The sequence below is a fragment of the Paenibacillus baimaensis genome, assembly GCF_025567575.1.
In genome coordinates this window covers 800,852-817,149 of sequence record NZ_JAOQIO010000007.1, presented here as the reverse complement: position 1 = coordinate 817,149, position 16,298 = coordinate 800,852, and the positions used below count along the sequence as shown (strand labels likewise).

The following is a 16,298-nucleotide window of genomic DNA, read 5'->3' as shown; positions in this document are numbered from 1 at the left end:
CTATTGAGATTGGAAGGAGATCGTTACTCATATGAAACGGATTGCAATATTTGTGGCTGTAGTGCTTGTTACATTGGCGCTAGTGGCCTGGACAAGCCCGAGTTTAGTTAACAAAATTAAATTGGGTTTGGACTTAAAAGGTGGTTTCGAAATTCTTTACGTAGCGGAGGCTATAGAGGAAGGTAAGCCCGTTACTGCGGAAGCTTTAAAAGAGACAGCGAACAGTTTAATGAAAAGGGCGGATGAGCTGGGTATAGCTGAACCAGAGATTACGACCGAAGGAAAAGACCGGATTCGTGTGCGTTTGGCTGATGTAAAAAATGAGGATGAGGTTCGTAAGGTTATTAAAAAGCCAGCCGAGCTCACTTTCCGCGGTCCAGATGGAACGAAAGAAATGCTGGGCAGTGATTTTGTGGAAAACGCAGCCAAAATCGGCTTCGACCAAACTAACCGACCGCAGATCAATATCAAGGTCAAAGACCCTGAGAAATTTAAAAAAGTAACCGAGAAGCTCGTAGGCAAGCCTTTGGCTATCTATCTGGACGAGCGTCAGCTATCTGCACCGGTTGTTAATACGGTTATTACAGATGGCAGTGCGACGATCTCCGGTAACTATACGTTTGAGGAAGCTACTGAACTCGCATCAACCATCAATTTGGGTGCATTGCCGTTGAAGCTGACTGAAAAGTACACACAGGTTGTGGGAGCATCCTTGGGTAAAGCTTCGTTGGAGCAAACCGTAAGAGCGGGTTTGATCGGTTCCATCCTGATTTTAATATTCATGATTATTTTTTATCGCTTGCCTGGCTTTGTTGCAGCGATTACTTTGATTACATATACATGGCTGCTGCTGGTCGTGTTTGACTGGATGAATGCCACCCTGACACTTCCTGGTATTGCCGCCTTTGTACTCGGTATCGGGATGGCTGTTGATGCCAATATCATCACCTATGAACGGATTAAAGAAGAGATTCGCAGCGGAAAAAGCTTGCTGTCCTCTTTGAAATCAGGATCCAAGCATTCCTTCCGGACGATTATGGATGCTAACATTACGAATATCATCTCTGCCGGTGTGCTTTACTATGTAGGTAATGGTGCCATCCGTGGGTTTGCGCTTACGACCATTATGAGTATCGTACTAAGTGTTTTGACCAACATATTTTTTTCAAGAATGTTATTGTACTTAATTATTAAAAGTAACAAGTTCAAGAAACCTTCTTATTACGGTGTAAAGGAGGCGGAAATTCGTGGATTATAGAGACCATTTTGATTTTATGAAAAACCGCAACAAATTTTTCACCATATCTATCGTTTTATTGATTGTAGGAATAATTGTCACATCGATTTTTGGCTTGAATTTCGGTGTTGACTTTAAAGCAGGTACGGGTCTTGATATTAACGTAGGTCAAGCTGTAACGAAGGAAAAAGCGGAAGAGGTCTTTACCGGCATCAATCTGAAACCTTCGGTTGTATCCATAGGCGGGAATAATGATCATGTCTCCGCCAGATTTGATATCATACTTACAGATGATCAAATCAAACAAATTAATGCAGCTATGGTTTCCACTTTCGGGGATAAGGTTTCCCAGGAGGTCAACACCGTATCTCCGGATATTGCACGTGAGTTAGGACTTAAGGCGATCTATGCCGTAGCTATTGCAAGTATCGCGATTTGTATTTATGTAAGTATCCGATTTGAGTGGCGTTTTGCTCTCGCTGCCATTATTGCGATTTTACATGATGCTTGTGTCGTTATTGCGATGTTTGCGATTTTCCGTTTTGAAGTCAATCTGCCATTCCTGGCAGCAATTTTAACTACTATCGGTTATTCAATCAACGATAAAATCGTTATTTTTGACCGGGTTCGTGAGAACCTTCGTTTTTCTAAAATTAAATCCACACAAGATCTTTCCAATTTGCTGAATAATAGTATTTGGCAGACGATGAGAAGAAATGTTTACACAGTTCTTACTGTATTACTCGCAGCTATTTGTTTGTTTGTATTTGGTAGCGAATCGATCAAGCTTTTTGCACTTGCCAAAATTATCGGATTAACATCCGGAGCTTATTCTTCGATTTGCATAGCCAGCCCATTGTGGTATTTACTGAAAAACAAATCATTGAGTTCTAAACCAAGAGCAACTGCAGTAAAAGAATAATAGCTGGCCGCGTGAACTGAACGGTTCCGCGGCCTTTCTATCAATTTTTAGGGAGTGGCTCTTTTGACAGAGGAACGTTTTCAAAAAACGGAATTCGCCTACTGGATCGGAATCATTGGAAATATTTTTCTTGCTGCCCTGAAAGGTGTATTCGGTTATATCTCAGGAAGCAAGGCGCTCATTGCTGATGCCTTGTACTCAGTTTCAACTGCTGGACATTCATGTGCCATGCTGATGGGACAGCGTGCTGCCAAACAACAACCGGATGGAAATCCTCTCTATAAGCAAGGGAAGGCTGAATCCATTGCCGCCATTATTGTGTCGGTATTACTATTGGTTATTGGTATCGAGATTTGTTTTTCATCCGTTAAAACGATTTATTATGGAGTGGATTCGCCTCCGAAAGCTACTGCACTCATTGCGATTGTGCTGTCGATCATTCTTAAAGAAACGATGTTCCAATATCAATACCGTCTAGGTAAAAAGATGTCGAATCAAGATTTAATTGCGAGCGCCCGGAAGCACCGTTTGGGGATGTATTCTTCATTTGTCGTATTGATCGGTGTAGTGGGTGCGCTATCAGGTAATTACCTGGGAAATAATTATTTATATTACCTTGATCCGCTTGCAGGCTTATTGGTAGCCGTACTTGTTGTGAGAATGGGCTATCGTCTTGTAATGGAGTCCATTAACCAGACATTAGAGCATGTGCTTCATGATGAGGATGTAGCAGAGCTGATGCGCACGGTGCAGGTTATTAAAGGGGTAATTGCTGTCGAATATTTGCGTGCACGTGAACAGGGACATTATGTGATTGTGGATATCAAAATCAGTGTAAACCCACGAATCAGTGTGCTTGAAGGCCATGACATTGCAAAAACGGTTAAGCAAGCCTTAATGAAGCGGCATATCCATGTCGCTGAGGTTTATATTCATGTCAATCCATATGATGCGGGATATCCCTATAAAAATAATATTGATTTGGAGCAGGACCAATTTTCATCGATGCTTCATTAGGAAAGCTAAGTAGATGTTTACGAAGCTAGTTTTGCAACGCAAAACTTTCAGGAGGGTAAAATATGCTTCACGCAAAGGCAAAATGGAACATAACTGAAGCGGATGACGATCAAGTGGAAAAGCTGGCGCAGGAGCTTCAGATAGAACCATTACTTGCTCGTCTGCTTATTGCCCGAGGAATGACGAATATTGAACAAGCCAAAGCTTTTCTTGACGAAGGAACGGATTGGAATCATGATCCGTTCCTTTTGGATGGAATGGGAGAAGCGGTTTCCCGTATTCGATTGGCTATTGAACAAGGTGAAAAGATTCGCATATACGGAGATTATGATGCAGATGGGATCAGCAGCACCGTATTGATGATCCATTTGCTGAATCAAATGCAGGCAACCTTTGATTATTACATACCGCACCGGATTCATGAAGGCTACGGGTTAAATAACAAAGCTCTCGATTTAGCTCTCCAGCAAGGAGTTCAATTAATCATTACGGTTGATACGGGTATCAGCGCTGTTGAAGAAATTGCTTATGCCAGACAGTTGGGTCTTGAAGTGATTGTGACGGATCATCACGAACCACCGGAACACCTGCCGCAGGAATGCATCATTATAAATCCCAAAAAACCAGGCTGTCCTTATCCTTTCAAGCAGTTGGCTGGTGTAGGTGTAGCTTTCAAGCTGGCTCAGGCGCTGCTGGGCCGTTGGCCTTCGGAGCTGCTGGAGTTCGCAGCAATTGGTACGGTTGCCGATTTGATGCCCTTATTGAATGAGAACCGGATGATCGTTAAGCAAGGGCTTAAACGCATGCAGTCTTCGTCCAATCCTGGGATACGTGCTCTGTTTGATGCGGCGGGTATTAATTTGAAGGATATCAATTCCACGCATATCGGCTTTACTCTGGCCCCTCGAATCAATGCCAGTGGAAGGCTTGAGCATGCCGATGATGCCGTTCGTCTGCTCATTACCGATAATCAGCAGGATGCCGAACAGATGGCCTATCAGCTGGATCAGCTAAACAAAGAACGGCAAAGAATTGTTGAAGAGATGACCAAGCAAGCTTATGAGATTGTTCAGGAAAGCAAATCAGCGCCGCTCAAGCAGGTGCTGGTCGTTGCCCAAGAGGATTGGAATGTAGGTGTGGTTGGCATTGTCGCCTCCAAGCTGGTTGACAAATATTATCGCCCCACGCTTGTGTTAAGTATTGATAAAGAAACCGGCTTGGCCAAAGGCTCTGCACGATCTATAGCAGGCTATGATTTATATCAGGCATTAAGTCATTGTCAAGACCTGCTTGATCATTACGGAGGACATCAGGCAGCCGCAGGATTGACGCTCTCGCGAGAGCATCTGCCTGAGCTGGAAAGACGTTTGAATTTGCTGGCTGAAGAATGGTTGTGTTCCGACGATTTTACCCCCTATATGAATGTAGATATGGTTTGCTCGCTAAAGGAAATTGGAGTGACAACGGTCCAACAGCTGGAGTTGCTTGGACCGTTCGGTATGGGGAATCCCACACCCAAGGTCATTATTAGCAATGCTGCATATAAAGAGCTTCGTACCATAGGTAAAGAACAGCAGCATGTAAAAATAACACTAAAGACAAGCAAGGATGAAAGTGCCGCTACCCTTGATGCCGTAGGCTTTCATAAAAGCGCGCTGCTGCCCTGGATTTCTTCTACAGCAGCAATGGATGTTCTTGGAGAGCTGTCCATAAATGAATGGAACGGAGTCCGTAAGCCTCAGGTAATGATTCAGGATTTGCGGATTGCTCATATGCAGCTGTTTGATTGGCGGGGCATTGCCAAGATAGAGCCTAAGCTCGCCGAGCTGGCGGAACGTGTTGATGGGCGAAGCTCAGGTGGTGACGCACGAGCTGGTATTCTCATGTTTCATACCAGTAATACAAGCATGCTTGGCTCCATCGTGAACAAGCTTCCGGTGTGGGTGTTGGCGAAAGAGAATGGCAACAGCCTGATGCCTTCGAACGAGCTGGCTAGACAGAGCAATCTGTCCATGGTGACCGATATGATTCTTTTCGATCTTCCTTCAGAATTATCAAGCCTGGGTGCAGCTCTTAGTTCAGCAGTCGGTATGGAGCGTGTCTATGCGATATTTTATCAGGGTGGAACTGTTTATGAAGGTGCTCTGCCATCGCGAGATATGTTTAAGACCGTGTACGGAGCCGTTCAACAGCAAGCAGCAGCGAGTCCGTCTGCAGCTTTCATAGCCAGTCTGTCGAAGCGTTCAGGTCTTTCTTCCAGTCTTATTCAATTTATGCTGGATGTGTTTACCGAGGTGGGCTTAATTACACAATCTGCAGGCAGCTATAGGCTCGTAGTCAAGCCTGACAAAAAAGATCTCACTCAATCTCAGATTTACCAAAATCGACAGCTTCATGTCGAGGTAGAGCAGGCCTTGCTCTATTCAAGTGCTCAGGAGCTGCATGAATGGCTGATGGAGCAAAAGCAACAATCAAACAAACCATTACTGGAGGGTATTATATGAATTTCAAACCGTATATCCGTGTTATAGAAGATTTCCCGCAGCCTGGCATCAGCTTTAAAGACATCACGACCTTATTGCAAAATGGGCCCGTTTACCGGGAAGTTATTAACGAGCTGGCGCGTCAGTTAAAGGAAGTCGAAATTGACTGTATCGCCGGACCGGAAGCAAGAGGATTCGTTATTGGTGCGCCGCTCGCCATCGCGCTCGGAGTAGGCTTCATACCGATTCGGAAAAGCGGCAAGCTTCCCGGCCATACCATTGAAGCGGATTACGCTTTGGAATACGGCAAGGATAAGCTTGCCATGCACCAAGACGCGATTCAGCCAGGTCAAAAGGTACTGATTGCTGATGACCTTCTTGCCACAGGAGGAACGATAGCGACCTCGATCAATCTGATTGAGCAGTTGGGTGGACAAGTAGTCGGAGCTGCCTTTTTGATTGAGTTGTTAGAGCTGAATGGACGCGAAAAGCTGGGTCCGATCGATATTATTTCATTGGTAACCTACTAAAAGGTACGCTTTGAAACAAAACCCGGACAAAGGATCCGGGTTTTGTTTTCGACAAAATATGTCGAATTGTCGTAAATAAGTTGACGTATTGCCTATGAAAAATGCATAATGGACTAAAATCGAATTAAGGGAATGAGTAAAGCGAATGGGGATTGAGCAGCTTCTTGAAAAGGCGTCTGGGTTTATAAAAGAACATGATTTGAAGCGTATCAGGGAAGCATACGAATTTGCTGAGCAGGCCCATTCCGGGCAAGTTCGCAAGTCGGGCGAGCCCTATATTTTACATCCATTGGCAGTTGCGGATATTGTTGTCAACATGCAGATGGATGCAACTTCAATCATCGCCGCGCTGCTCCATGACGTTGTTGAGGATACAACTGTTTCGCTGGACATTGTTAATGCCAAATTCGGGAAAACCTGTGCCATGATTGTAGATGGCTTGACCAAGCTTGAGAAAATCAAATTCAAGAGCAAAGAAGAGCATCAGAACGAAAATTACCGCAAAATGTTTGTTGCGATGGCTCAGGATATTCGGGTTATTCTTATCAAATTGGCCGATCGCCTGCACAACATGCGCACATTAAAATATCAGTCCGAGGAAAGCCAGCGGCGTATTGCTGATGAAACACTGGAAATATTTTGTCCAATTGCCAATAGACTGGGGATCTCTGCGATCAAATGGGAAATGGAGGACATCGCTCTTCGTTACCTCAACCCGCAGCAATATTACCGGATTGTCAATTTGATGCAAAAAAAGCGTGTCGAACGTGAGCAATATATCGAGGACGTCGTGCATAATGTCAGCGAAAAGCTCTCCGAAATGGGAATAGAGCCGGATATTTCAGGGCGCCCCAAGCACATCTACAGCATTTATAAAAAGATGACAGCTCGCAATAAGCAGTTCAATGAGATTTATGATCTGCTAGCGCTCCGTATCATCGTGGACAATATAAAAGATTGCTATGCTACACTTGGTATCATTCATACACTTTGGAAGCCTATGCCAGGACGGTTTAAGGACTATATCGCTATGCCCAAATCCAATATGTACCAGTCTCTGCATACGACAGTAATTGGCCCCAAGGGGGAGCCGCTAGAGGTTCAGATCCGTACAGGCGAAATGCATAGAACCTCGGAATACGGTGTAGCAGCACACTGGGCCTATAAAGAGGGCAGTGTCGTACCGTCAGGCAGCTTTGAAGATAAGATGAGCTGGTTCCGGGAAATATTGGAGCTTCAGCAGGATGCCGAGGATGCTTCCGAATTTGTAGAGTCATTAAAGATGGATTTTTTCTCCGATCTTGTGTTTGTTTTTACGCCCAAAGGCGAGGTCATCGAGCTGCCAGCAGGTTCAGTCCCGCTTGATTTTGCTTATCGCATTCATACCGAGATCGGTAACCGTACTATTGGTGCCAAAGTAAATGGTCGTATCGTTTCGCTGGATTATCGTCTGAAAACCGGAGATATCATTGAAATATTAACCTCTAAGCATTCCTATGGACCGAGTCAGGACTGGATCAAGCTGGCCCAATCCTCACATGCTCGCAGCAAAATCCGGCAGTGGTTTAAGAAGGAAAAGCGCGAGGAGAACGTAGAGAAGGGTAAAGAAGCAATCGAGCGCGAGCTGAAGCGATTGGGACTGGAGCCATCGGCTCTTATGAAAGACAACGAGCTTATGGAGGTCGCCAAAAAGTTCAACTTCCATGAAGTCGAAGATATGTTCTCTGCGGTTGGCTTTAGTGGAATTACTGCTGCACAAATCGTTACCCGTCTTACCGATAAAATACGTAAAGAAGCGGAAGAAGCACAGCAGCAAGCGCTCCAGCTTACCAATGAGATTAAAGAAGTCAAGGGAGCCACAGCCGAGAAGAAAAGTCGGCCTACACACGGAGTTCGAGTTAAAGGCGTAGACAATTTGCTCGTTCGTTTTGCACGCTGCTGCAATCCGGTTCCAGGGGATGTTATTGTTGGCTACATTACTCGTGGCCGAGGTGTTTCGGTGCATCGTGAGGATTGTACGAACATTCCCGCAGACGATGGGAGCGAAGAAGGTAATCGCCTGATCGAGGTGGAGTGGGTAGATTCGGTTGAAGCCAGCTATAACGTAGAAATTGAAATTGCGGGACATGATCGAATGGGCTTGTTAAATGAAGTGCTGCAGGCCGTTTCCGAAAGCAAAACAATCATATCGGCTGTCTCCGGCCGTTCGGACAAAAACAAGATGGCGGTTATTCATATGTCGATATTGATTCGCAATATTGAGCATTTGCATTCTGTCGTTGAAAAAATCAAACGGATCCGTGATATTTATTCGGTACAACGGATCATGCAGACATAACAATGATAATGATTTCCAGTTAAAAGCAGGTTTAGCACGAGGATTGAGGTGTGGACAAGTGCGTATTGTTGTTCAGCGTAGTAAGCAGGCTAGCGTTGTCGTGGATGGAGTCACGATCGGTTCGATTCGGAACGGTCTTGTGCTGCTGGTGGGTGTGACTCATGAGGATACCGAGCAGGATACCCGATATGCAGCTGAGAAAATAGCCGGGTTACGCATATTCGAGGACGAGACAGGTAAAATGAATCTGTCCATCACCGAGACAGCAGGCCAAATCTTGTCGGTTTCACAGTTTACGCTTTATGGGGACTGCCGTAAAGGCAGACGTCCCAACTTTATGGCTGCTGCCAGGCCGGAGCAAGCTGAACCCTTATATGAGCAGTTCAATGAGCATCTTCGCAGGCTTGGCTTACAGGTGGAAACTGGAGTGTTCGGCGCAATGATGGATGTAGCCTTAGTTAATGACGGCCCGGTTACCTTAATTATTGATAGCCGATAGCTGTTCTTTCTGCCTCAAACCGCTCTTACGATATGCTGCGCATACGGTATGGCATACGGATAAATGCAATTCAATGTGGAAATAATAAGCTCAGCAGTGAACGAGCCGTCAACTCGATCAGCTAGTACTGAAAAGGAGCTTGTTTCCTATGCATAAGTCTGTTAATCAAAATATCGTTTATCGACCTGAGCAGCAACTGCTATCCTGTGGCTTGGGGGAGTCTATAGGAATGGTTGCTGCCAGTTTGAACGGCAATGAAGTCACTGCAGACTATTCATCGGTTACAGAGCAGTTAAAGCAGCAGCCTCGCCGGACCTATCGTTAACCACATGCAGATCAAGTAAATCGTCAGGGCATGCTCTGGCGGTTTTTTCTTTTGTCTCTTCCTGACCTGTGATACACTTAGTCTAGTTTTGGATTCATTCATGGGTCGATTAGTAGCGGACAAGCATTAAATTATGATCATTTGTTGAATTTTAGCGAACATTTGCAACCATTATCACCTATAGCTCGTATTTAGAAGGTGCGGGTAATTTTAACTCACAATTTTATCGAATTATAAAAATGATACTTACGAGGTGCACAGGATGGGGAAAGCAGGTTATTCAAGTGGAAATAGTAAGGGATGGCAGCTGGCAGTGTTTGCTGTGCTGCTCGTGGCCGTAATAGGAGCAGGTACATATTTGTTAGCTACTAAGATGACTTCATCAGGAGGACCTGGTAAGCCGCAGCAGCTAACCGTAGTGAAAAGCAGCAAAATTATTAAAAGCAGCTATGATCTTATAGTAGTGGGAACTGATCCGGAAGGCTTGGCTGCAGCGGTATCGGCAGCACGTAACGGTCTCAAAACACTTTTAGTGGATGGGTATGATCGTGAGATCCTCGGAGGATTAATGACACTGGGGTGGCTGAACAGTCTGGACATGAACTATGAGCCCAGCAAAGGCTTATTGTCGAATCATGACATTCTGAATAAAGGGATATTCAGTGAATGGTATGGACGTATTGAAGGGGATTCCTTCGATGTGGTAACAGCAGCTAATGTGTTTAATGATATTGTGAGCAAAGAAGATAATATCGATTTGCTGTTGAAAACAAAGAAGATCGAGCCGCAGATGGCCACAGCAGGAGCTGGAGCGCTTGCCCGTGTAACGGGTATAGTCGTTACCAAATCAGATGGCAGCAGGGTTGCTATCGAAGCGAAGGCGGTTATTGATGCAACACAGGATGGAGACATAGCAGCAGCAGCAGGTGTTCCTTTTACAGTGGGACGCGAAGATTTGATGGACCCCAAAAGCCGGATGGCGGTCACAGCTGTATTCAGACTTAGCGATATTACGCCTGAACGCTGGGCCAGCTTTAGCAAGCCGATACAAGCTGAGGACAAAGGGCTTGGTGTATACGGAATCAATGAAATGAGTCTGTGGGGATTAACCAAAATGCAGGACTACCCCGCTGTTAATAAAGAAAAGGTAAGAATGCGTGGCCTAAACGGGGGACGACAAAACGATAATACGATGCTCGTTAATGCGCTGCAAATTTTTGGCGTCGATCCTTTTGATCCTAAATCACGGCAGGAAGCCTTCCAGATTGCCAAGGACGAGCTTCCTAATGTTCTGGCATATCTGAAGGAGCAGTACCCTGAATTTGAAGGTGTAGAACTGGCAGGAATTGCACCTGAGCTATATGTGCGCGAATCACGCCATATGCAGGGTGAATACAGATTGTCGATTATCGATTTGCTGGAAAATCGGGATCAATGGGACCGTATCGCATTTGGTGGATATCCGGTTGACATTCAACGAACAAGCCCCAAGGATAATGGTGCAGTCGTGATTGATCCAGATAAATATGCGGTGCCTTACCGCAGTATTGTACCGCTTAAGGTAGATGGATTGCTGGTCGTTGGCCGAGCCGCGAGCTATGATACACTTCCTCACGGCAGTGCGCGAGTTGTACCGGTGGGTATGGCTGAAGGCGAAGCTGCCGGTGCATCGGTGAAGATCGCAATCGATAAAAATATAAGCTTCCGGCAGCTATCGGCATCCAAAGAATCCATTGCCAAGCTGCATACGATGCTGAATGACCAAGGAATGGACTTAAAGCCGTATAGTCTCAAACCTGCCCCTTACATGGAACACAAATCGTATGAGGGGTTAAAGACAGCTGTAAGCCTGGGACTTTCCAGCGGTGGTTACAGGAATGAATTCGATCTGGATAAAGCTTCGAATCAGCAGCGGATGGTCAATATGCTGGAAGGCATGCGCAAGTTCAAGCCCGGAGCGATGTCAGGCAGTGCTTCGGCGGTAATCGCCAAGGCTAATGAACCTGCCAAGCAAGCATTGACGCTGGATTCAGCCGCGCAAATGATTGCATCCTTGCTGAAGCAAGATGCTACTCCAGCGAATGCTTTGAACAATTTATTGACTAAGGGAATCCTGAACAAAGAGACCGTAGACGGGATTACCAAAAAACAGGAATTGTCGAATGGGGATACTTACATGCTCATTAATGATGTATATAAGTATATTAAAGCGGCAAAATAAACTTATTGAACGCAGTGCTTAAATGGAATAACACACATTATCAAGCAAATGGCTTGACTTTGCCAAAATTCGCTATTACAATAATGGTTATTGAATAGGATTATATATCCGTTGATGGGATCAAGTACTTCGTACCCTCGCATATCCAGAGAGGGAAGCTCAAGCTGCAAGCTTCCTTATGTGAAACGAACGAACAGACCTCCCGGAGGACAATCGGGGAACCACAGTAAATGGATACTGTGCAGTAGTCGAATTGCGTATTGCGGGCGTTAACCGCTTTGAGTGTGTATCTTGATGATTAAGATGTTAAGATGCAAATCGTGGGTGGTACCGCGGGAAGACTTCGTCGATAAGTCTCTCGTCCCTGACAAATTGATGTCGGGGGCGGGAGCTTTTTTAATTTCCGTCCATATCCGGCAAAAGAAGAAAGGAGCAGCCTTATATGAGTATTCAGAAACCGAAGGGGACCCAGGATCTGCTTCCTGGAGAGATCGAAAAATGGCAGTATGTAGAATCCAAAGCACGTGAATTGTGCCAACGATTCAATTATCGTGAAATTCGCACACCGATCTTTGAGAATACCGAGCTATTTCAACGGGGTGTTGGTGAAACAACGGATATCGTGGAGAAAGAAATGTATACGTTTGAAGCTAAAGGTGATCGCAACAAGCCGCTAAGCTTCTCGCTGCGTCCGGAAGGAACAGCTGGTGTTGTCCGTGCCTATGTGGAAAATAAGCTGTTCGGTGAGCCAGACGTCAGCAAACTGTTTTATATCGGGCCGATGTTCCGATATGAGCAGCCGCAAGCCGGACGATATCGCCAGTTTCATCAGTTTGGCATTGAAGCCTTCGGATCGGTGGACCCGAGTATTGATGCGGAAGTGATCGCGCTGGGATACACATTTTATAATGAGCTTGGTATCAAGAATGTGACCGTCGATGTTAACTCGGTTGGAACTATTGCTTGTCGAGACGTATTCAAGCTGAAACTGCAGGAGTTTTTTGCCCCGGTAAAAGACCAACTGTGCTCCGATTGCCAATCCCGCTATGATCGAAATCCGATGCGGATTCTGGATTGCAAGGTGGATCAAAAGTTTTGCGAGGGCGCCCCGACCATTCTGGAATATTTGGACGAGGAATGTACCGCTCATTTTGCCGCGGTCCAAGAACATCTGAGTGCCATGAACATTCCGTACCGTATTAATCCACGCTTGGTCCGCGGACTTGATTACTACACGCATACGGCATTTGAGTATAAGGCGGCAGGTATTGGAGCTATTGATACAATTGGCGGAGGCGGCCGTTATAACGGACTTGTAGGCCAAATTGGTGGCGGCAGCAACGATCAGCCTGGAGTTGGTCTTGGACTGGGTCTGGAACGTACTCTGCTAATCCTGCAGGCGCAAAATGTGGACCTTCCTGTAGTGAAGCTGCTCGATATTTATTTGGTTGGTCTGGGAGAAGCTGCGGAGAAAGAAGTTACCAAGCAATTGCAATGGCTTCGACTGGCTGGTCTGAAGGCAGAAAAAGATTATTTGGGCCGTAAAATTAAAGCGCAAATGAAATCGGCTGATCGCTTCAAAGCCTCCTATGTTGCAATTCTCGGTGACGATGAGCTTGAACGCGGTGAGATCACGATCAAGTCGATGGTGAGTGGCGAGCAGCAAACCGTGAAGCTTGACCAATTTGTCGCACATATGAAATCTATAAAGCTGAACTAAGAATTTTTATCTAACTTTATCTAACAAAACCTGGAGGTTGATGATAGTCATGTTGTTGAAAACCCATCATTGTGGAGCGTTAACGAAAGCAAATGTAGGAGAGACCGTTATTCTGAACGGCTGGGTACAAAGAAGACGCGATTTGGGCGGCGTATTGTTCATTGATTTGCGTGACCGCAGTGGTTTGGTACAAATCGTATTCAATCCTGATTTTTCAGGTGAAGCCTTAACTATAGGTGACCGTGCACGTAATGAATACGTTCTGGCCGTCAGTGGTAAAGTTGTTGAGCGTGATGCAGCTACGATTAATGCCAACCTGCAAACGGGTGAAATCGAAATTCAGGTTACTGAGATTGAAATCTTGAATGCTGCCAAAAACCCGCCATTCTTCATCGAAGACGGAATCGAAATCGACGAGTCCTTACGTTTGAAATATCGTTACCTGGATCTGCGTCGTCCGGAGATGCAGCGTACGCTGATGCTGCGTTCCAAAGCTGCCAAAGTATTCCGTGACTTCCTTGATGCCAATGGCTTTTTGGAAGTAGAAACGCCGATTTTGACCAAAAGCACGCCTGAAGGCGCGCGTGATTATTTGGTGCCAAGCCGTGTGCATCCGGGTGAATTTTTTGCTTTACCGCAATCTCCACAAATTTTTAAGCAGTTGCTTATGGTAGGCGGCTTGGAGCGTTATTACCAGATTGCACGCTGTTTCCGCGATGAAGATTTGCGTTCGGACCGTCAGCCTGAATTTACACAAGTCGACATCGAGACTTCCTTCCTGTCGCAGGATCAATTGCTCGATATGATGGAGGAGCTTACTGTTGAGCTGTTCAGAGTGACTACTGGCACCGAGCTTGCACGTCCTTTCCAACGTATCAGCTATGCTGATGCTATGGGCAAATATGGCTCGGATAAGCCGGATTTGCGTTTCGGTCTTGAGCTTAACGATGTATCCGATATCGTAGTAAATTCCGGTGTTAAAGTATTTGCTTCCGTTGTTGAAAAAGGCGGTCAAGTCAAAGCGCTTAATGCCAAAGGCTGCGGCAGCTGGAGCCGTAAGGAAATTGATGACTTGGGCGTATTCGCTGGACGCTATGGCGCTAAAGGTCTTGCTTGGGTAGTGCTCAAGGAAGGCGAAATGAAAGGCCCTATCGTTAAATTCTTCTCCGAAGAAGAGCTTGCCGCGTTAAAGACTCGTCTGGAAGCAGAAGAGGGAGATTTACTGTTATTCTCGGCAGACAGCAAAAAGGTTGTTGCTGATGTATTAGGTAATCTTCGTTTGAAAATCGGACGCGACCTCGGTCTGATCGACGAGAACGAATTCAAATTCGCCTGGGTTATGGACTTCCCGCTGTTGGGCTATGATGAAGAAGCTAAACGTTATGTTGCCGAGCACCATCCGTTCACCCGTCCTAATGAAGAAGACGTACATTTCTTCGATACCGACCCAGGCAAGATCAGAGCGCAAGCTTATGACTTGGTACTAAACGGCTACGAAGTTGGCGGCGGCTCCATGCGGATCTACAAGCGTGAGGTTCAAGAGCAAATGTTCCAAGCGCTCGGCTTCAGCAAAGAAGAAGCACAAGAAAAATTCGGCTTCCTGCTGGAAGCTTTTGAATACGGAACTCCTCCACACGGCGGAATTGCCTTCGGTTTTGACCGTCTCGTAATGTTAATTACAAAACGCACCAACCTGCGTGAAACGATTGCGTTCCCTAAAACCGCGAGTGCTACCGATTTACTAACAGATGCACCAGGTCCAGTAGACGACAAACAGCTGGAACAATTATCAATCCGCTTAGCCCTTAAGCAACCCGCTGCAAAAGCGTAATAAGTAGTAAGTAAGCCCTGCATCAACAGTCAAGCTTGTGTCCCGAAGGGGCCAAAGCGATCCGAGAAATCACAGTTTCGCAAACAAGCACCACACCAATAGTCAAGCTTGTCCCGAAGGGGCCAAAGCGACCCGAGAAATCGAAGTTTCGCACACAAGCATCACACCAACAGTCAAGCGTGTCCCATAGGGACGGAATGCGACCCGAAAACCCAAACCGTCTGCGCACAACAAAGGGAGTCCAGAGGGCAAAGCCCTTTGGGGCCCTCCCTATAGGGAGGGTTTGGGAGGGTCACCACTGAAAGGAGTAGTTTTTTCATGCTGCACCAGTTTTCAAGAACGGAGCTTGCCATCGGACCGGAAGGTCTGGAAATCCTGCGTAACAGTTGCGTAGCGGTATTAGGCATCGGAGGCGTAGGCGGTATGGCTGCTGAAGCATTAGCCCGTACAGGGATTGGGCGGCTCGTGCTGATCGATAAGGATGTAGTCGATATTACGAACATTAACCGTCAGGTGCATGCTCTGATGTCGACAGTTGGCCAGCCCAAAGCCGATTTGATGCGCGACCGTATTTTACAAATCAATCCTGAATGCGACGTCGTTTCCTTGCGAATGTTTTATACGGAAGAAACGTACGAGCAGTTGTTTGCTTATCCTTTGGATTATGTTGTGGATGCTTCGGATACAATCAGCTACAAAATTCATTTGATCAAACAATGCCTGGAACGTAAAATCCCGATCATATCGAGTATGGGTGCGGCCAACAAAATGGATCCTACCAAGTTTCAGGTTGCCGATATTTCCAAAACCTCCATGGACCCATTAGCCCGTGTCATCAGAAACAAGCTGCGTAAGGATGGAATCAAAAAGGGAGTTAAGGTCGTCTTTTCGACGGAAGCCCCCCTTAAGCCGAGAGTGGACGTTACGCAGAAAATCGTTCCGGAAAATGCACCAGAAATTCGTAAGGCCAAGCAACCACCGGCCAGCAATGCCTTCGTGCCGCCTGTAGCGGGATTGATTGCAGTCAGTGTGGTAGTGAAAGATTTACTGGAAAAATCGAATCAGGACTGAGGATTTTGGAGTGTAGTGAGCACAAATGTGACCACATTTTGTAAACGCCTAAAAAGTCCTTTATAATGTAAAGCATAGGGGAAGCTCCGTAAGGAGTTCTCCTG

12 protein-coding genes are annotated in these 16,298 nt (G+C 45.9%); all 12 read left to right on the top strand.

Annotation, left to right across the window (positions count from 1 at the left end; translation table 11 throughout):
- Nucleotides 1-31 precede the first annotated feature (31 nt).
- The 12 genes from secD to OB236_RS05120 all read left to right on the top strand — a co-directional run bounded on the left by secD (nt 32) and on the right by OB236_RS05120 (nt 16,194).
- Nucleotides 32-1,258, top strand: coding sequence for a protein translocase subunit SecD (gene secD, locus OB236_RS05175; protein ID WP_262683053.1), 1,227 nt, complete (start codon nt 32-34; stop codon nt 1,256-1,258).
- Nucleotides 1,248-2,159, top strand: a complete 912-nt coding sequence (gene secF, locus OB236_RS05170; RefSeq protein ID WP_076231651.1) for a protein translocase subunit SecF — start codon at nt 1,248-1,250, stop codon at nt 2,157-2,159. Before secD ends, secF begins: the two co-directional genes overlap by 11 nt.
- Nucleotides 2,160-2,213: 54 nt before the next feature.
- Nucleotides 2,214-3,176, top strand: a complete 963-nt coding sequence (locus OB236_RS05165) for a cation diffusion facilitator family transporter (protein WP_317259313.1) — start codon at nt 2,214-2,216, stop codon at nt 3,174-3,176.
- 62 nt (nt 3,177-3,238) lie between these two features.
- Nucleotides 3,239-5,680: a single-stranded-DNA-specific exonuclease RecJ gene (gene recJ, locus OB236_RS05160; protein ID WP_262683051.1), complete on the top strand. Its 2,442-nt coding sequence runs from the start codon at nt 3,239-3,241 to the stop codon at nt 5,678-5,680.
- On the top strand, nt 5,677-6,189 hold the full coding sequence (locus tag OB236_RS05155) for an adenine phosphoribosyltransferase (protein ID WP_076231657.1): 513 nt from the start codon (nt 5,677-5,679) through the stop codon (nt 6,187-6,189). The genes recJ and OB236_RS05155 overlap by 4 nt, the downstream gene beginning before the upstream one ends.
- 145 nt (nt 6,190-6,334) lie before the next feature.
- Nucleotides 6,335-8,527, top strand: coding sequence for a RelA/SpoT family protein (locus tag OB236_RS05150; protein WP_076231659.1), 2,193 nt, complete (start codon nt 6,335-6,337; stop codon nt 8,525-8,527).
- A 58-nt stretch (nt 8,528-8,585) separates the two neighbouring features.
- Nucleotides 8,586-9,026, top strand: coding sequence for a D-aminoacyl-tRNA deacylase (dtd, locus tag OB236_RS05145; protein ID WP_262683050.1), 441 nt, complete (start codon nt 8,586-8,588; stop codon nt 9,024-9,026).
- A gap of 148 nt (nt 9,027-9,174) precedes the next feature.
- Nucleotides 9,175-9,351, top strand: a complete 177-nt coding sequence (locus tag OB236_RS05140; RefSeq protein ID WP_262683049.1) for a hypothetical protein — start codon at nt 9,175-9,177, stop codon at nt 9,349-9,351.
- 262 nt (nt 9,352-9,613) lie between these two features.
- Entirely contained in the window at nt 9,614-11,572 is a 1,959-nt protein-coding gene (locus OB236_RS05135) for an FAD-dependent oxidoreductase (protein ID WP_262683048.1), read from the top strand.
- A 442-nt stretch (nt 11,573-12,014) separates the two neighbouring features.
- Nucleotides 12,015-13,292 carry a histidine--tRNA ligase gene (gene hisS / locus OB236_RS05130; protein WP_262683047.1) on the top strand — a complete coding sequence of 426 codons (1,278 nt, stop codon included), beginning with the start codon at nt 12,015-12,017 and terminating at the stop codon, nt 13,290-13,292.
- Between the two features lie 49 nt (nt 13,293-13,341).
- Nucleotides 13,342-15,123 carry an aspartate--tRNA ligase gene (gene aspS / locus OB236_RS05125; protein WP_262683046.1) on the top strand — a complete coding sequence of 594 codons (1,782 nt, stop codon included), beginning with the start codon at nt 13,342-13,344 and terminating at the stop codon, nt 15,121-15,123.
- Between the two features lie 318 nt (nt 15,124-15,441).
- Entirely contained in the window at nt 15,442-16,194 is a 753-nt protein-coding gene (locus tag OB236_RS05120; protein ID WP_076231669.1) for a tRNA threonylcarbamoyladenosine dehydratase, read from the top strand.
- Nucleotides 16,195-16,298 lie beyond the last annotated feature (104 nt).